The organism is Actinosynnema sp. NPDC004786, assembly GCF_053601135.1.
On the sequence record NZ_JBSGBG010000034.1, the window covers coordinates 1 to 17,562 of the forward strand.

A 17,562-nucleotide genomic window follows, 5' to 3' on the forward strand; every position below is an offset into this window, starting at 1 on the left:
GCTGTCCAGTAACAATCTCAAAGGAAACCTCTTGACGAGGTTCATACAATTTACTGGCTATTCGGCACGCTGTTGAGTTCTCAAAGAACACGCGCACACCGTCACTCATCACTTCAGTGATTCGATCCGGGGCTTGTTGTCCGCCGCGCTCCGTTCCGGTCTCTCTCCGGCCCGTTCCGCGCTGGCAGAGAGAAACTTACACGAGTGTCCCCGGATAGTGAAATCGGGGGGTCGGTTGCGGCATCTCCGCAGCTAGGCGTGGTGCGACCCCGTCCGGGGGTGGATGCTGAGGCCGTGCAGCTCCCCCCTGGGCTCGGTCGGTACGCGCGCCGCCTGGCCGTCGTCGCGGCTTGTTACTACGCGGGTGCCCGGCTCGGCCTGCTCCAGGCCCTGATCAACGACCAGGTGACACCGCTGTGGCCGCCGACCGGGGTGGCGGTGCTCGCCCTGCTGCTCGGCGGGCCGCGGATGTGGCCGGCGATCGTGGTCGGGGCGTTCGCGGTCAACTTCACGTTCACCGACCTCGGTGCCACGGTCCTCGTCACCGCCGGCAACACGCTCGGCCCGGTGGTCGCGTACCTGCTGCTGAGGCGGGCGGGGTTCCGGCCGGAGGTGGACCGGGCGCGGGACGCGATAGCGCTGGTGTTGCTGGGCGGGTTCGCGGGCATGGTGGTGAGCGCGACGATCGGCTCGGCCACGCTGCTGGTGGCGGGGGTGATCGACGGCGGGTTGTTCTGGTCGACGTGGGTGGTCTGGTGGACCGGCGACGTGCTCGGTGTGCTGGTGCTGGTGCCGATCGTGCTCGCGTTCCGCCGCCTGCGGTGGCGGGGCCACCCGGCGCGCCGGTGGTTGGAGGCGGCCGCGTTGCTGGTGAGCACGACGGTGGTGATGACCGTGGCGACCACGCACAACCTGCGGCTGATGTACTTGGTGTTCCCGTTCCTGATCTGGGCGGCGCTGCGGTTCCAGCACGTGGGCACGGCGCCGTGCACGGTCATCGCGGCGACGTTGGCGGCCTGGGGCGCGGCGCGCGGCTCCGGCCCGTTCGCGGACATGGGGTTGCTGCCGCGCATGGTGACGTTGCAGGCGTTCAACGGGACGGCGGTGTTGACCGCGCTGTTGTTGTCCGCGGTGATCGCGGAGCGCAACGCGGCGCGGGAGGCGATCGAGCGGACGGTGGAGCAGTTGGCGGAGGTCGTGGCGCGGTACCAGCCGTTGGGGTTGGGCAAGCTGCTGCCGCCGAAGCCGCCGGAGGAGCGCTGAGTGGACGTGGTGGTCGTCGGCGGCGGGCCGGCGGGGCGGGCGTTGGCGCGGGCGTGCGCGGCGCGGGGTCTGGGCACGACGGTGGTCGACCCGAACCCGGGGCGGCCGTGGCGGGCGACGTACGGGGCGTGGGCGGACGAGCTGCCGGTGGGCGCGCCGGTCGCGGTGCGCACGGCGAGGGCTCGGGCGTTCACGACGGGCGAGCACGTGCTCGCGCGGGGCTATGCGGTGTTGGACAACGAGCGGTTGCGGCGTCTGCCGGACGCGGTGCGGGTCGTGGCGGGTCGGGTGGTGGGGTGGACGGGCACGTCGGTGACGTTGGCGGACGGTCGGGTGTTGACCGGTCGGGTGGTGGACGCGGCCGGTGCGGCGGGTGGTCGGGGTGCGGCGCAGACGGCGGTGGGGGTGGTGGTGCCGGCCGCGGCGGCAGTCCCGTTCGTCGGGCCGGACGAGGCGTTGATCATGGATTGGCGGAAGCCGCCCGCGGCGACGACGGGTGATCCGACGTTCCTGTACGCGATCCCGGTGTCGGCGGACGAGGTGTTGCTGGAGGAGACGTCGTTGGCGCGTCGGCCGGGGTTGCCGCTGCGGGAGTTGCGGTTGCGGTTGCACGCGCGCCTGGCCGCGCACGGGGTAGCGGTGCCGGCGGGTGAGGAGCGGGTGCGCATCCCGTTGGACGGGCGGCCGCGGGCCGGCGCGTTCGGGGCGGCGGCGGGGTGGGTGCACCCGGCGACGGGGTACAGCGTGGCGGTGGCGTTGCGGCGCGCGCCGGTGGTGGCGGACGCGCTCGCGGCGGGGCGCGGGGTGGGGCGCACGGTGGCGGAACGGGCGGTCCGGGGGTTGCGGTCGCACGGGTTGGAGGCGTTGCTGGCGTTGCCGCCCGACGCCGTGCCGGAATTCTTCAACGACTTCTTCCATTTGCCCGGCAGTCTTCAACGCGCCTACCTCGGCGAGCCGGATGACCTGGGCGGGACCGCTCGCGCGATGCTCCGGCTGTTCCGGTCGGCGTCGTGGGGTATGCGAGCCCGCCTGGCATTTCCTGTGCATTCGGCCACGAGTGCGGGAACACCTGGTTAACGGTCTCGGCAAGGGCATGGGCGGAGGGGCACGATCGACGCGTGCCCGCCTTGCTGGATGACGTTCGCTTCGCCTTCCAGCCGTTGTTCAACCTCCACACCGGAGGGGTCGTGGCGGTTGAAGCGCTCGCCCGGCCGCACGACGGCACCGTGCAGGACCTGCTGCGGATGGCGTTCCGCGCGGGATACCTGGCCAACACCGACGTGGCGCTCGCCTGCCGGGCGGTCCGGCACGCGGCCGAGCACGGCCTGGGCGTGCCGCTGCACGTCAACCTGCTGGCGTTGACGATCGCGGACAAGCCGGAGCTGATGGCCCCGCTGTACGGGGTGCTGCGCGAGGTGGGGCGCACCCCGGCGGACCTGGTCGTCGAGGTCGGCACGCCGTACTCGCGCGCGCCGCGCCGGCTGCTGGTGCGGGGCATCGCGCGGTTGCGGGAGGACGGGTTCCGGATCGGGTTGGACGGCGTCGGCGAGGGTGATTCGCCGTTGTCGCTGCTCACCGAGGTGCGACCGGACGTGGTGAAGCTGGACCGCGAGGTGGTGGTGGCGCTGCCGGTCGACCCGGCGCGCTTCGCGCTGGCGCAGGCGTTGCAGCACCTGTGCGAGCACACGGGTTCGCTGGTGGTGGCGGAGGGTGTGGAGACGGAGGCGCAGCTGGCCGCGCTGCGCCGGCTGGGGGTGCGGCTCGCGCAGGGCAACCTGCTGGCGAGCCCGCAGCGCCGGCCGAAGGTGGACGCGACGATCGCGGCGGTGTTGAGCGAGGTCATCGACCCGGAGGCGGTCACCAGCACGATGACCGCGCCGTTGCGGCGCCGGAACGGCCCGAAGGTGACCGACTTCCTGCACCCGGCGACGACGCTGCCCGACTCGGCGACGTCCGAGGAGGTGCGGGACGTGCTGGCGAACCAGCCGACGGTCAGCGGCGTGGTGCTCGTGGACGGGGAGAACCGGCCGCGGTGGACGGTGGACCGCAACCGGTTCCTGCTGGCGGTGACGGGGCCGTTCGGGCACGCCCTGCACGCCAAGCGGGAGGCGGCGCGGTTGGCGGACAAGCCGAAGCTGATCGGGGCGGAGTCCAGCGCGCTGGAGTTGTTGGACGTCGTCGCGCACGCGAACCGGGAGCGCACCAACGACGACCTGGTGGTCGTGGACGACGACGACCGGTGCCTCGGTGTGGTGCGCGTCGCGGACGTCGTGCGCGGTGTGGCGGAGATGAAGGTGGAGCAGGCGGCGGCGTTGAGCCCGTTGACGCGGCTGCCGGGCAGCGACTCGATCGCGCGCGAGGTGGACCGGCGCATCCTGGGCGGCGAGCTGTTCGCCGTGGGGTGGTTGGACGTGGACGCGTTCAAGCGGGTCAACGACTCGGCGGGGTTCGCGGCCGGGGACGACCTGATCCGGGCGATAGGGCGTGCGCTGACCGAGGGGGCGGGGTCGTTCCCGGGCGTGCAGGTGGGGCACGTGGGCGGGGACGATTTCCTGGTGGTGGCGGGGTTGGACGAGATCGTGCCGTTCGCCGCGGGTGTGCTGGACGTGCCGTTCGAGGCGGAGGGGCGCGCGGTGACGTTGTCGTTGGCGACGTTGGTCTGCGCGGCGGGGTCGGTGGGGTCGTACCGCGAGGTGTCGCGGTTGCTCGCGCCGTTGAAGGAGCACGCGAAGTCGTTGCGGGGCAACAGTTGGGTGTTGGGGCGGCCGGGCAGCGACCACGTCGACGTGCTGCGGGGCGGGCCGCACCTCGCGGTGAGCTAGGAAGTTCACCGCAAAGCTGCCTGTGCGACCCGGTCGGTTACTCCTAGCATCACGGTGACTACCCACCGCACGGGAGGTCCCTGGTGAGTGAGGTCATCGCCCTACCGCTTCCGCGAAGCGTGTCCGACCCGCCGCTGACGGTGGGGGTCGAGGAGGAGTTCCTGCTGGTCGACGCGGATACCGGGGTGCTGGTGCCGCTGGCGGGCGTCGTGCTCGGCGGCGCCCGGTCCGGGCTGGACCTGCAGACCGAGATGACGAAGTACCAGGTGGAGAGCGCCACGCCGGTGTGCCGGAGCATGGCGGAGGTGCGTGAGCAGTTGCTGGCGGCGCGGCGTGAGCTGGCCGCGTTGGCGGGCGCGCACGGTGCGCGGGTCGTGGCGAGCGGGACGCCGCTGCTGGGCGGCAGCCGGCCGCCGCCGCTGACCGACACCGCGCGTTACCGCCGGATCGCCGCCGAGTACGGGCCGCTGGTGGACGGGCTGATGATCTGCGGGTGCCACGTGCACGTCGGCATCCCGGACGAGGAGACGGGGGTGCTGGTCAGCAACCACCTGCGGCAGTGGCTGCCGGTGCTGCTGGCGCTGAGCGCCAACTCGCCGTTCGCGGACGGGCGGGACACGGGGTACGCGAGTTGGCGCTACCTGGCGTGGAGCCCGTGGCCGTCGGCGGGCGCGCCGCCGTGGTTCGAGTCGGCGGAGGACTACCACCGGGGCACGGGGGTGCTGTGGTCGAGCGGGGCGGCGTTGGACCCCGCGATGGTGTACTGGGACGTGCGGTTGTCGGCCCGGCACCCGACGGTGGAGCTGCGGGTGTGCGACGTGGCGGTGACCGTGGACGAGGCGGTGGTGCTGGCGGCGCTCGTGCGGGCGATCGCGGCGACCGCGCTGGCCGGGGTGCCGGCCCACCGGGTGCCGGACCTGGCGTTGCGGACGGCGTTGTGGCGGGCGGCGCGGGACGGGTTGGACGGGGCGGGGATCGAGCCGCACAGCGGCCGGTTGGTGCCGGCGGTGGACATGGTGCGGTCGTTGTTGGACTGGACGCGCCCGGCGTTGCGGGCGGCGGGCGACGAGGACCTGGTGGTGGACGGCGTCGACCGGTTGCTGCTGGACGGCACGGGCGCGGCCCGGCAGCGGAGGGCGTTCCGGGAACGCGGGTCGCTGGCGGACGTGGTCCGGCTGCTGACCGTCCAGCCCTGACGTCGTGCCCCGACGGGGCGGTGGGACGACACAGGGGCCCTCGCGGCGAGGACCCCTGTGCGGGTTGTCGGTCGGGTGCGGGTCAGACCGTGAAGCCGAGTGCCCGCAACTGCTCGCGGCCGTCGTCGGTGATCTTCTCCGGGCCCCACGGCGGCATCCACACCCAGTTGATGCGGAAGTCGTTGACGATCCCGCCGCCGCCACCGCCGACCAGCGCCGACCGCGTCTGGTCCTCGATGACGTCGGTCAGCGGGCACGCCGCGGACGTGAGCGTCATGTCGATCAGCGCGACGTTCTCCTCGTCCACCCGGATGTCGTACACCAGGCCGAGGTCCACGACGTTGATGCCCAGTTCGGGGTCGACCACGTCGCGCATGGCCTCCTCGACGTCGTCCACGGCGGCCACGTCGGCCTTCGGCGCCGGCGGTTCGGGCATGCCCTCGATGCCGCGCACCACGTCCTCTTCGGTGCTCATGCCTTCGCTCCCTCGCTGCGTGCCACCGCGTCCTTGAAAGCCATCCAGCCCAGCAGCGCGCACTTCACGCGTGCCGGGTACTTCGCCACGCCCGCGAACGCGATGCCGTCCTCCAGGACGTCCTCGTCCGGCTCGACCTTGCCCTTGCCCTGCATCAGCTCGACGAACGCGTCCATCTTCTCGAACGCCTCGCCCAACGGCCGGCCGACCACCAGGTCGGTGAGCACCGAGGTGGACGCCTGGCTGATCGAGCAGCCCTGACCGTCGTAGGACACGTCGCGCACCGTGTCGCCGTCGAGCTTGACCCGCAGCGTCACCTCGTCCCCGCACGTGGGGTTGATCTGGTGGGACTCGCCGTCGAACTCGTCCCGCAGGCCGCGGCCGTGCGGGTTCTTGTAGTGGTCCAGGATGATCTCCTGGTACATCTGCTGCAGCTGCATCACGCCACCCCGAAGAACTTCTGCGCTTCGCGGACGGCGTCGACCAGCGCGTCCACCTCGTCCAGCGTGTTGTACAGGTAGAAGCTGGCCCGCACGGTCGCGGCCGCGTCCATCCGCCGGTGCAGCGGCCACGCGCAGTGGTGGCCGACGCGCACCGCGACGCCCAGGCTGTCGAGCACCTGGCCCGCGTCGTGCGCGTGGATGCCCTCCACCACGAACGACACCGCGCCGCCGCGGTCCACCACGTCCAGCGGTCCGACGACCCGCACGCCCGGCACACCGGCCAGGCCGCGCAGCGCCGCCTCGGTCAGCACGTGCTCGTGCGCCGCGACGCGGTCCATGCCGAGGGCGTTGAGGTAGTCCACCGCCGCGCCCAGCGCCACCGCCTGCGACGTCATGGGCACGCCCGCCTCGAACCGCGCGGGCGGCGGGGCGAAGGTCGACTTCGCCATGTGGACCATCTCGATCATCGACCCGCCGGTGAGGAACGGCGGCAGCGCCTCCAGCAGCTCGCGGCGGCCGTAGAGCACGCCGATGCCCGACGGTCCGAGCATCTTGTGGCCGCTGAACACGGCGAAGTCCACGCCCAGCGCGCCGAAGTCGACCGGGCCGTGCGGCACGGACTGGCACGCGTCGAGCACCGTCAGCGCGCCCACCGCGCGGGCCGCGTCGACCAGCACGCGCACCGGGTTCACCGTGCCGAGCACGTTCGACTGGTGCGTGAAGGCGACGACCTTCGTCCTCGGGTTGATCAGCGAGTCGAGGTCCGACAGGTCCAGCCGGCCCTCGTCGGTCACGCCGAACCACCGCAGCGTGGCGCCCGTCCGCGCGGCCAACTGCTGCCACGGGACGAGGTTCGCGTGGTGCTCCATCTCGGTGACGACGATCTCGTCGCCGGGGCCGACGCGGAACCGCTCGGCCTCGGGTCCGGCGGTGGCCGCGTTGCCCATCGCGTACGCGACCAGGTTCACGCCCTCGGTCGCGTTCTTGGTGAACACGATCTCGCCGTAGTCGACGCCCACGAAGTCGGCGATCTTCTGCCGGGCGCCCTCGTAGGCGTCCGTGGCCTCTTCGGCCAGTTGGTGCGCGCCGCGGTGCACCGCGGCGTTGGCGGTCTCCAGGAAGGCGCGCTCGGCGTCGAGGACCTGCCTCGGCCGTTGCGAGGTGGCGCCGGAGTCGAGGTAGACCAGCCGCTTGCCCTCCCGCACGGTGCGGCCCAGGATCGGGAAGTCCGCCCGGACGGTAGCGACGTCCAGTGGAGTGGCGGTCGTGGTCACTGCTCCGACGCCTCCTCTCGATACGTGTTCACGGACAGGTGCACGACAGGTGCAACGTCAGCCGATCGCGGCGGCTTCCGCCTTCCCGGTGTACTTCACGTAACCCTCCGCCTCGAGCTGGTCGGCCAGCTCGGGGCCGCCGGACTCGACGATCCGGCCACCCGCGAAGACGTGGACGAAGTCGGGCGAGATGTACTTGAGGATCCGGGTGTAGTGGGTGATCAGCATCACGCCGGCTTCGCCGGACTGCTTGTACCGGTTCACGCCCTCGGACACGACGCGCAGCGCGTCGACGTCCAGGCCGGAGTCGGTCTCGTCGAGGATCGCGATCTTCGGCTTGAGCAGCCCGAGCTGCAGGATCTCGTGGCGCTTCTTCTCGCCGCCGGAGAAGCCCTCGTTGACCGAGCGCTCGGCGAAGGCCGGGTCGATGTCCAGGTCGGACATCGCCTCCTTGACCTCCTTGACCCAGTGGCGCAGCTTCGGGGCCTCGCCGCGCACGGCGGTGGCGGCGGTGCGGAGGAAGTTCGACATCGAGACGCCGGGCACCTCGACCGGGTACTGCATGGCGAGGAAGAGACCCGCGCGGGCGCGCTCGTCCACGGTCATCTCCAGCACGTCCTCGCCGTCCAGCAGCACGCTGCCGGAGGTGATCTCGTACTTGGGGTGGCCGGCGATGGCGTAGGACAGGGTGGACTTGCCCGAGCCGTTGGGACCCATGATCGCGTGGGTCTCGCCCGCCTTGATGGTCAGGTCGACGCCCTTGAGGATCTCCTTGGAACCCTCCTCGGTGGTGACCGAGACGTGCAGGTCCTTGATCTCCAGAGTGGCCATTGGTGCTTCGTTCTCCTGGTGTTGCGGGCGGAAGTCAGTTCGTGGTGGTGGTGACGTCCACGTAGACGTCGTCACCGCGGAGTTCGACGGCGAACACGTCGACCGGCTCGGTGGCGGGCGGCGAGGACGGGCGGCCGGTGCGCAGGTCGAAGCACGACCCGTGCAGCCAGCACTCCACGCCCTTGCGCGTCACCTCGCCCTCGCTGAGCGCGACCTCGGCGTGCGAGCACAGGTCGCGCAGCGCGTGCACGGTCCCGCCGTCGCGGACGAGCACGACCGGGGTGTACTCGTCGCCGACCTCGAACGCCGCGGGCTTGCGGTCGTCGAGGTCGGTCAGCGAGCACACCCGGATCACGCGCCCACCGCTTCGAGTTCCGCCTCGATGGCGGCTTCGAGGCGCTCGCGCACCTCGGGGACGCCGATCTTGAGCAGGATCTCGTGGAAGAACCCGCGCACGACCAGCCTGCGCGCCTGCTCCTCCGGGATGCCGCGGGCCTGGAGGTAGAACAGCTGCTCGTCGTCGAACCGGCCGGTGGCGCTGGCGTGGCCCGCGCCCTCGATCTCGCCGGTCTCGATCTCCAGGTTCGGCACCGAGTCGGCGCGCGCGCCGTCGGTCAGCACCAGGTTGCGGTTCAGCTCGAAGGTCTCGGTGCCCTCGGCCGCGGCGCGGATCAGCACGTCGCCGATCCACACCGTGTGCGCGTCCTCGCCCTGGAGCGCGCCCTTGTAGACGACGTTGCTGCGGCAGTTGGACACCGCGTGGTCGACGAAGGTGCGGTGCTCCAGGTGCTGGCCCGCGTCGGCGAAGTACAGGCCGAGCAGCTCGGCGTCGCCGCCGCGGCCGGTGTAGGTGACCACCGGGGTGAGGCGGACCACGTCGCCGCCGAGGGTGACGACGGTGTGCTTGAACGAGGCGTCGCGGCCCAGCCGGGCGTGGTGCGCGGAGACGTGCACCGCGTCGTCGGCCCAGTCCTGGATGGCGACCACGGTGAGGTGCGCGCCGTCGCCGACGACGAACTCGACGTTGTCGGCGTAGGCGCCGGAGCCGCGGTGGTCGATGACGACGACGGCCTCGGCGAACGGCTTGGCGTGCACGTGCAGGTGGCCGTAGGCGACCTTGCCCTGGCCCGCGCCGGTCACGGTGATCGTGGTCGGCCCGACCTTCGCGTCACCCGGCAGGGTGACGACGGTGGCCTGGGTGAACGACGTCCACGCCTGGGCGGCGATCCGGTCGCCGGGGGTGCCCGCGACGCCCAGCCGCTCGTCGTCGCGCGCCACGGTCTCGACCGCGACGCCCTCCGGCGCGTCCACGTCGACGGTCACCGCGCCGGTCGCCTCGGCTCCCCGGTGCAGGTTCGCCAGGCGCTTCATGGGGGTGAAGCGCCAGATCTCCTCGCGCCCCCCGGGCACCTCGAACGCGTTCACGTCGAACGACGTGAAGTGGTCGGCGCGTGACGAGACGGGAGCACCTGCACCGTGCGAGTGGGCCGTCAGGCCGTGTTGCTGGTCTTCGGTGGTGACGGCCATGTCAGCCGACGGCCCCTTCCATCTGCAGCTCGATCAGGCGGTTCAGCTCGAGGGCGTACTCCATCGGCAGCTCGCGCGCGATGGGCTCGACGAACCCGCGCACGATCATCGCCATGGCCTCGTCCTCGTTGAGACCGCGGGACATCAGGTAGAACAGCTGGTCCTCGGAGACCTTCGAGACCGTGGCCTCGTGGCCCATCGACACGTCGTCCTCGCGGACGTCCACGTAGGGGTAGGTGTCCGAGCGGCTGATGTTGTCCACCAGCAGCGCGTCGCACTTGACCGTGGACTTCGAGTGGTGCGCCCGCTTGTTGACCTGCACGAGGCCGCGGTAGGAGGTGCGGCCGCCGCCGCGCGCCACCGACTTCGACACGATCGTGGACGACGTGTGCGGCGCCATGTGGACCATCTTCGCGCCGGCGTCCTGGTGCTGGCCCTCGCCCGCGAACGCGATCGAGAGGACCTCGCCCTTGGCGTGCTCGCCCATGAGGAACACGGCCGGGTACTTCATGGTGACCTTGGAGCCGATGTTGCCGTCGATCCACTCCATGGTCGCGCCCTCTTCGGCCTTGGCGCGCTTGGTGACCAGGTTGTAGACGTTGTTCGACCAGTTCTGGATGGTCGTGTAGCGGCAGCGGCCGCCCTTCTTGACGATGATCTCCACGACGGCGGAGTGCAGCGAGTCCGACGAGTAGATCGGCGCGGTGCAGCCCTCGACGTAGTGCACGTACGCGCCCTCGTCGACGATGATCAGCGTGCGCTCGAACTGGCCCATGTTCTCGGTGTTGATCCGGAAGTAGGCCTGGAGCGGGATCTCGACGTGCACGCCCTTCGGCACGTAGATGAACGAGCCGCCCGACCACACCGCGGAGTTCAGCGCGGAGAACTTGTTGTCACCCGACGGGATGACGGAGCCGAAGTACTCCTTGAACAGCTCCGGGTGCTCCTTGAGGGCGGTGTCCGTGTCGAGGAAGATGACGCCCTGCTCCTCGAGGTCCTCGCGGATCTTGTGGTAGACGACCTCGGACTCGTACTGGGCCGCGACGCCGGAGACCAGGCGCTGCTTCTCCGCCTCCGGGATGCCCAGCTTGTCGTAGGTGTTCTTGATGTCGTCGGGCAGGTCGTCCCAGGTCGCCGCCTGCTTCTCGGTCGACCGGACGAAGTACTTGATGTTGTCGAAGTCGATGCCCGACAGGTCGGAACCCCACGTCGGCATCGGCTTGCGGTCGAACAGGCGCAGCGCCTTCAGCCGGAAGTCCAGCATCCACTCGGGCTCGTTCTTCTTCGCCGAGATGTCCCGAACGACGTCCTCGTTCAGGCCCCGGCGAGCGCTCGCGCCTGCCACGTCCGAGTCGGCCCAGCCGAACTCGTAGTTGCCGATGCTCGCCAGGGTCTCTTCCTGGGTGAGCGGGGCTGTGGTGGTGCGCTGCTCGGCAGCGGCAGTCATGCGGGCTCCCCTCCATCTGGGATCCGGGGTGTGTTCGGGATGTGCGTCGTGCACACGGCATCGCCGCGGGCGATCGTGGCCAGGCGTTGGACGTGCGTGCCGAGCAGGTCGGCGAACGCCGCCGTCTCGGTCTCGCACAGCTGCGGGAACTCCGCCGCGACGTGCGCCACCGGGCACAGGTGCTGGCAGAGCTGCTCGCCCGCCCCCACGGTGCGCGCCGAGGCAGCGTAGCCCTCCCTGGTCAACGCCACCGCGAGGGCCTTGGCCCGGTCCGCGGCGTCGGGGCGGTCGACGATGGCCGAGCGGTGCCGGTCGACGAATGCGGACACCCGTCGTTCGGCGAAGGCCCGTACCGCCTCCTCCCCGCCCTGTTCGGCGAGGAACCGCAGCGCGGCCACGGCGAGGTCGTCGTAGGCGTGCCCGAAGCGGGCCCGCCCCTGCTCGGTCAGCAGGAACAGCTTGGCCGGGCGACCCCGGCCGCGCTGACCCCGGCGGGGGGCCTCCCTGCCGGTCGCCTCGCCGTCCGCCACCAGCGCGTCGATGTGCCGGCGCACCGCCGTGGGGCTCAGGCCCAGCTGCTCCGCGACCGAGGCCGCGGCCACCGGGCCCTGCTCCAGGAGGAGCCGTGCGACGGCGTGCCGGGTCCGCCCGTCGTGCCCGGACGGCACGGCGGTCGGAGAGGTCCCGGCGTTTTTCACAACACCAGTGTTGCGTATTTCGCGGTCGGTCGCAAAGATCGGTGCGCGCCGGGTGACCCGAGTCACGCGCCCGGGCCGGCCGCTACCCTTCGGACGTGACGGCGGGCGGACTGGTGATGACGAACCGGAGCGAGATCGGCGAGGCAGCGCCCCTCGACGCGACCGAGACCCGGCAGCTCGACATCATCCGCCGGTGGGGCACCGTGGGCGCGTTGCTGCTGGCCGTGGGCTCGCTCGGGGCGGGCGCGGCGCCCGTGTTCAGCCCCCTGCCCGGCACCCCGCTGCTCGGGCTGTTCCCCCGGATGCCGAGCGCCGCGATGGGCGTCGCCTGGACCGGCATCTTCCTCATCGTGTCGGCGTGGCTGTGGCTGGGCCGGTTCGCCCGGCCGGGCAGGCCCCGGCTGATGTCGCGCAGCCAGCTCGACCGCACGCTGCTGATGTGGATCACGCCGCTGGTGTTCGTGCTGCCCATGTTCAGCCGGGACGTCTACAGCTACCTGGCGCAGTCGCAGATCGCCGCCAACGGGCAGGACCCGTACGAGCTGGGGCCCGCCACGGCGCTGGGCGTGGAGCACGACCTGACCAAGAACGTGCCGAACATCTGGCGGGAGACGCCCGCGCCGTACGGGCCGCTGTTCCTGGCCGTCGGGCGGGTCATCTCGATGGTGACCGGCGACAGCGTGCTGCCCGGCATCTTCCTGCACCGGCTGCTGGGGCTGCTGGGCCTGGCGATGATCGTGTGGGCGCTGCCGCGGCTCGCGCGGCGCTTCGGCGTGCCGCCGGTGGCGGCGCTGTGGCTGGGCGCGGCGAACCCGCTGGTGCTGTTCCACCTGGTCGTCGGCGTGCACAACGAGGGCCTGGCGATCGGCCTGATGCTGGTGGGGCTCGAGTTGGCGCTGCGCAAGATGCCGGTCACGCCCGGCGCGCCGACGACGCGCGAGGAGCTGCTCTGGATCACGCTCGGCGCGACGATGATCACGATGGGCGCGGCGGTGAAGATCCCGGCCGCGCTGGCGCTCGGCTTCCTGGGCGTGATGATCGCGCGGCGGTGGGGCGGCAGGTTCTCCGACCTGGTGCGGGCGGCGCTGCTGTTGCTGCTCGTCTCGGGTGTGGTGATGGTGGGGACGTGCGTCGGCACCGGGCTCGGGTTCGGGTGGGTGGAGACGCTGAACGTCGCCAGCACGGTGAAGAGCTGGATGTCGCCGCCGACCGCGATGGGGTTCCTGGGCGGCGGGCTGGGGCTGCTGCTGGGGCTGGGCAACCACACCGAGTCGATGATCGTGCTGATGCGGATCGTGACGCAGGCGGTGTCGGTGGTGATCGTGGCGACGCTGCTGTGGAAGGCGTTCCGGGGGCGGATCAAGGCCGTCAACGGGCTCGGCGCGGGGCTGGGCGCGGTGCTGGTGCTGGGGCCGGTGCTCCAGCCGTGGTACGTGCTGTGGGCGGCGTTGCCGCTGGCCACGGGCGTGCTGGCGCGTCGGTTCCGGGTGTTCGCGACGACCGCGAGCGCGGTGATCGCGGTGATCCTGCCGCCGACCGGCTCGGCGTTCGACGGGCGCGCCTACATCGTGCCGCAGGCCGTGACCGGGGCCGTGATCGCGTTCGCCGTGTGCCTCTTCGTCGCCCGCAGGCAGGTCCTCCCCCTGATCAAACGCGACCCCCTGCCCGGCTCCGCCTGACCCCCCGCGTGTCGAACCTTCAGGACCCGTGTGTCGAACACTCGCATCGCGTGTGTCGAACGCTCAGGACCCCTGAACTCAACGCTCGCGTCCACACGCTCGAACCCGAATGTCGAACTCATGGGACCTGAAGGTTCGACACACGGGACCCGGAGGTTCGACACACGGGGGGTAACGGGATCGGGTGGTGGGCGAGAGAGCAGGTAGGGCCGGTGCGGGAGGATCGGCGCGGTCGGGGAGGAGTGCGTGATGGTGGACGTGCCCAGGGAGCAGATCCGATTCGCCGTCGTGCTGAACGGGGGTGTGAGCCTCGCCGTGTGGATGGGCGGGGTCGTGCTCGAACTCGACCGGCTGACCCGGGGGGCCGGTCCGTACGCCGACCTGCTCGACATGGTCGGCAGCACGGCCCGCGCCGACGTCATCACGGGCACGTCGGCCGGCGGCATCAACGGCGCGGCCCTGGCGTTGTCGCAGGTCAACGCCAACGCCAAGCTGGAACGGCTGCGTGACCTGTGGGCCGAGCAGGGGCGGATGGAACAACTGCTGCGCACCCCGTTCCGCGGCGAGCCGGTCTCCCTGCTGCGCGGCGACGAGTTCTTCCTCCCCCGCCTGAAGGAGGCGCTCGAACGCCTGACCACCGACTTCGCCCCGCAGGAGGACCGCCCGGTCGACCTGCGGATCACCACGACGCTGCTCGCGGGCGTGCCCACGGTCACCTACGACGACCTGGGCCAGACCCTGGTGCAGGCGTCCCACCAGGGCAGCTTCTCCTTCCGCCGCGACCCCGGCGGCCGCGACGACTTCACCGCCGACAAGCTCCCCGCCCTGGTCGGCCGCATGGCGCTGGCCGCGCGCTCGTCCGCGTCGTTCCCGTTCGCGTTCGAACCGTCGTTCATCCCGGTCGCGCCGGGCGCGCCCGACGGCGACAAGCCGAACATGGCCGAGGTCGCGTCGTGGGCCAACGACACCGACAACCGGTCCCGCTACGCCGTGGACGGCGGCGTCCTGGTGAACACCCCCACCAAGGAGGCGCTGGAGGCCATCGACCGGATGGCCGCCGAAGGCCCGGTGCGACGGGTGATGCTGCTGGTGTTCCCGCACGCCCCGGAGGCGGTCGTGGAGCCCGTGGCCCCGGTGGACGGCGCGCTGCCCAGCACCGTCGCCACCGGCGGCAAGCTGCTCGGCGCGCTGACCAGCCAGAGCGGCCGGACCTACGTCGAGCGCATCGAGGAGCACAATCGCAACGCCGCGTCCCGCCGCGGCGGCCGCAACGCGCTGCTGGACCGGCTGGCGTCGGGCGGTTCGGTCACCGGGAAGCTGTACGCGCTGGCCGAGACGCTGCACGACCACTACGAGGACGTCCGCATCCGGCACGCCGCCCGCGACGTCGCGACCCGCCAGTTCGAGGTGCCGGGCGCGAACGCCGCCGGCTGGACGTTCGAACGGGTCCGCGCGGCGGCCGAGGCGGCCCAGCGGGAGCACCGCGCCGAGTGGGGCCGGCTGCCGTACGTGCCGACCCGGCCCCAGCCCGCGCCGCTGCCCGACCACGGCTGGCCGTGGGGCATCACGATGGCCGAACGGCTCGCGTCCGCCGCGATGGACGTGCTCAAGCGGCTGGTGTGGATCATGCCGGATGCGCAGCGGCTCGCGATGGCCCGCACGAACCTGTTCGACGTGCGGGCACGGCTGCGCGCCGCCCGGGTCGACCTGGACGGGCACTGGACCACCGGCGCGCCGGAGGAGCTGGACCAGGAGTACTGGGGGCGGCGGGTCCGCCGGTTCGCCGAGAAGATGCTGGACGAGCCGGACGGCGTCGGGCAGCGGGTGCGGGAGCAGGTGGAGCGGATCGCGGGCGTCCTCGGCGACGCGCGCGACATCCTCGACCAGCTGGACGAGGAGCAGCTGCGGGTGGGCGAGCTGCGGTCGTGGCACCGGTTGCTGACCGAGCCGCGCACCGAGGCGGAGGCCGAGGCGGGGCTGGTCGCGGGCGAGCTGTGGCTGTCCCGCGTGCTGGCGCTGGAGGTGGCCACGACGTGCCTGGCCGACGACACGCGCGGCGGTCTCGACCAGGCCGTCGAGCTGGTGCAGATCAGCCTGCAGACGCGCAACGCGTTCGCCGAGTACAGCCTCACCGCCGAGGACAAGGCGGGCGGGGCGTCGCTGCACCGGTTCTCCGGGTTCCTCAAGCGGTCGTGGCGGGTCAACGACTGGATCTGGGGTCGGCTCGACGGCGCGACGATGCTGTGCAAGGTGGTGTTCGACCCGAAGCGGCTGCTGCGGGTGGACCGGCTGACCGGCGCGGGCGGCGACCCGGTCGAGCGGGCCGCGGCGAAGGTGGACGAGCTGGTGGCCGCGTTGTTCGGCGACGGCCTGCCGGCCGAGCTGGAGCCGTGCGTGCGGCGGGCGAAGGCCGAGCTGGGCAAGGTGTACGCCGATCCCGACGGCGACCACCCGCCGACGTGCGCGGCGCTGGCGGAGCTGGCCGCGTGGGGCCTGCACGTGCGGATCATCTGCGAGGAGCTGCCCGCGCTGCGCGCCGCGATCCTGGCCGACCGGACCGAGGGCGCGGACCGGCGTTCGCGCGGCGAGCTGTTCCTGGAGGAGCAGGCCGCGCTGCTGGCCCGGCTGCCCGTGCGCACGGACGCCGACCGGGTCGAGGTGGGCGTGCGGGGGCTGGCGGCGTTCGACCGGGCGGGCATCGGCCGTGAGCCGCTGGTGCAGGAGGCGAGCAGCGACCAGCTGATCCGGACGGCGGCCACGGCCGCGGCGGTGGCGATCACCGTGGCCGACAGCGACAACTCCGGTCTGGGCACGGCGAAACCGCTGACCAGGACGTTGCGCGGGGCGGCGCTGCTGCCGTACTGGACGATCACCGGGTTGACCCGGGGTGGCCGGTTGGCGCAGTTCCTCGGGCTGCTCGGGTTCGCGTTGGGCGGCGCGCTGCTGGTGTTGTCGCTGTTCGACCTGCTGCCGCCGTGGGCGGTGGGGCCGGCGGCGGCGTTCGGCGGTGGGACGCTGCTGGCCGCGTTCGGCTACGCGGCGTTGCGGTCCGGGACGCTGCTGCACGGGCTCGTGCTGCTGTCCCCGGTGATCCCGCTGGTCACGGTCGCGATCGACCGGACGCGGCACGCCCTGGCGTCCGGCGACACCGGCGGCCAGGCGGTGACGGGCATGGTCGCGGTCGGCGGCGTGCTGCTGGTCGTGGTGGGGTTGCTGGTCATCGGGAGCCTGCCCGCGCCGGTGGGCACGCCGCTCGCGGTGCTGGGCCGGATCCGGCTCAAGCCGCGGCTGCTGCTGCGGGTGCTGGTGGCGGCGGCGATCGTGGTCGGGGTGTGGGCCGTGGTGCGGTACCGGCTGTACGACCTGAAGCCCGCGTTCGTGGTCGTCGGCACGGTCGTGGCGATCGTGTTCGGCGCGGTGACGTCGTACGTGCTGGGCAGCTCGTTGCGGCGGTGGCGGCAGGTGGACGGGGTGTGGGACACCGAGGCCGCCGAGCCGCCCGCGTCCGCGACCGCCGGGTGGGCCGCGGTGTACGGGGCGGTGCTGCTGGTGATCGCCGCGATCGTGCAGGTGTTCTCGCTGCGGTTCACCGGGTGGGAGGCGGTGCTGGGCACGGCGTTGGCGTTCGGGCTGGTGCTGCTGCTGGTCACGACGTGGTGGGTGCCGCTGCGGGCCAGGCGGACCATCGCCACGTCGCTGGTCGAGCAGATGTCCGTGCTGGACTTCGACTCCGACGACGTGGCCGAGGCGCTGCTGAAGCGGCTGGAGGGGCACGGGATGCTGTTCAAGTTCCTCACCGAGCTGGACGACACCGGCCGTCCCCGCCTGAGCGCGAACGGCCTGCGCGTCGCCCACCGCGCCGCCCGCCGCTCCGCCACGGGCACGGACCTCGACTGACCCGCGTGTC

General features: G+C 72.0%; 14 protein-coding genes. 6 read left to right on the forward strand and 8 right to left on the reverse strand.

What is annotated here, in order from left to right; translation table 11 throughout:
- Positions 1 to 294: 294 nt before the first annotated feature.
- The 4 genes from ACWEFJ_RS26485 (at position 295) to ACWEFJ_RS26500 (ending at position 5,281) form a co-directional block, all read left to right on the forward strand.
- On the forward strand, positions 295 to 1,263 hold the full coding sequence (locus ACWEFJ_RS26485; protein WP_449715389.1) for an MASE1 domain-containing protein: 969 nt from the start codon (positions 295 to 297) through the stop codon (positions 1,261 to 1,263).
- Positions 1,264 to 2,340, forward strand: coding sequence for a lycopene cyclase family protein (locus tag ACWEFJ_RS26490; protein WP_378084343.1), 1,077 nt, complete (start codon positions 1,264 to 1,266; stop codon positions 2,338 to 2,340). It begins immediately after the preceding gene.
- 41 nt (positions 2,341 to 2,381) lie between these two features.
- Complete coding sequence (locus ACWEFJ_RS26495) at positions 2,382 to 4,085, forward strand: EAL domain-containing protein (RefSeq protein WP_449715390.1); 1,704 nt, start codon at positions 2,382 to 2,384, stop codon at positions 4,083 to 4,085.
- 83 nt (positions 4,086 to 4,168) lie between these two features.
- Positions 4,169 to 5,281, forward strand: coding sequence for a carboxylate-amine ligase (locus ACWEFJ_RS26500; RefSeq protein ID WP_449715391.1), 1,113 nt, complete (start codon positions 4,169 to 4,171; stop codon positions 5,279 to 5,281).
- An 82-nt stretch (positions 5,282 to 5,363) separates the two neighbouring features.
- Here the strand turns inward: ACWEFJ_RS26500 and ACWEFJ_RS26505 are convergent, their stop codons facing one another.
- From ACWEFJ_RS26505 to ACWEFJ_RS26540, 8 genes are read right to left on the reverse strand one after another with little or no spacing between them, the layout of a single operon-like run.
- The gene (locus ACWEFJ_RS26505) at positions 5,364 to 5,756 is read right to left on the reverse strand and encodes a metal-sulfur cluster assembly factor (RefSeq protein WP_378084347.1); all 393 of its coding nucleotides are present in this window, start codon (positions 5,754 to 5,756) and stop codon (positions 5,364 to 5,366) included.
- Positions 5,753 to 6,196 (reverse strand): Fe-S cluster assembly sulfur transfer protein SufU, encoded by a 444-nt coding sequence (sufU, locus tag ACWEFJ_RS26510; RefSeq protein ID WP_378084349.1) that lies wholly within the window; start codon positions 6,194 to 6,196, stop codon positions 5,753 to 5,755. Before sufU ends, ACWEFJ_RS26505 begins: the two co-directional genes overlap by 4 nt.
- Positions 6,196 to 7,473 carry a cysteine desulfurase gene (locus tag ACWEFJ_RS26515; RefSeq protein ID WP_378084350.1) on the reverse strand — a complete coding sequence of 426 codons (1,278 nt, stop codon included), beginning with the start codon at positions 7,471 to 7,473 and terminating at the stop codon, positions 6,196 to 6,198. Before ACWEFJ_RS26515 ends, sufU begins: the two co-directional genes overlap by 1 nt.
- Positions 7,474 to 7,530: 57 nt before the next feature.
- Positions 7,531 to 8,304: a Fe-S cluster assembly ATPase SufC gene (gene sufC, locus ACWEFJ_RS26520; protein WP_378084351.1), complete on the reverse strand. Its 774-nt coding sequence runs from the start codon at positions 8,302 to 8,304 to the stop codon at positions 7,531 to 7,533.
- 34 nt (positions 8,305 to 8,338) lie between these two features.
- Positions 8,339 to 8,659: a non-heme iron oxygenase ferredoxin subunit gene (locus ACWEFJ_RS26525; protein WP_378084353.1), complete on the reverse strand. Its 321-nt coding sequence runs from the start codon at positions 8,657 to 8,659 to the stop codon at positions 8,339 to 8,341.
- The gene (gene sufD / locus ACWEFJ_RS26530) at positions 8,656 to 9,831 is read right to left on the reverse strand and encodes a Fe-S cluster assembly protein SufD (protein ID WP_449715392.1); all 1,176 of its coding nucleotides are present in this window, start codon (positions 9,829 to 9,831) and stop codon (positions 8,656 to 8,658) included. The genes ACWEFJ_RS26525 and sufD overlap by 4 nt, the downstream gene beginning before the upstream one ends.
- A gap of 1 nt (position 9,832) precedes the next feature.
- Positions 9,833 to 11,278: a Fe-S cluster assembly protein SufB gene (gene sufB / locus ACWEFJ_RS26535; RefSeq protein WP_233815126.1), complete on the reverse strand. Its 1,446-nt coding sequence runs from the start codon at positions 11,276 to 11,278 to the stop codon at positions 9,833 to 9,835.
- Entirely contained in the window at positions 11,275 to 11,976 is a 702-nt protein-coding gene (locus tag ACWEFJ_RS26540; RefSeq protein WP_378084357.1) for a helix-turn-helix transcriptional regulator, read from the reverse strand. The genes sufB and ACWEFJ_RS26540 overlap by 4 nt, the downstream gene beginning before the upstream one ends.
- 116 nt (positions 11,977 to 12,092) lie before the next feature.
- Between ACWEFJ_RS26540 and mptB the strand changes: the two genes are divergently transcribed.
- Together mptB and ACWEFJ_RS26550 are read left to right on the forward strand one after the other, a co-directional pair.
- The gene (gene mptB / locus ACWEFJ_RS26545; RefSeq protein WP_378084463.1) at positions 12,093 to 13,655 is read left to right on the forward strand and encodes a polyprenol phosphomannose-dependent alpha 1,6 mannosyltransferase MptB; all 1,563 of its coding nucleotides are present in this window, start codon (positions 12,093 to 12,095) and stop codon (positions 13,653 to 13,655) included.
- Between the two features lie 249 nt (positions 13,656 to 13,904).
- Positions 13,905 to 17,552: a patatin-like protein gene (locus tag ACWEFJ_RS26550; RefSeq protein ID WP_449715393.1), complete on the forward strand. Its 3,648-nt coding sequence runs from the start codon at positions 13,905 to 13,907 to the stop codon at positions 17,550 to 17,552.
- The last annotated feature ends 10 nt before the right edge of the window (positions 17,553 to 17,562 follow it).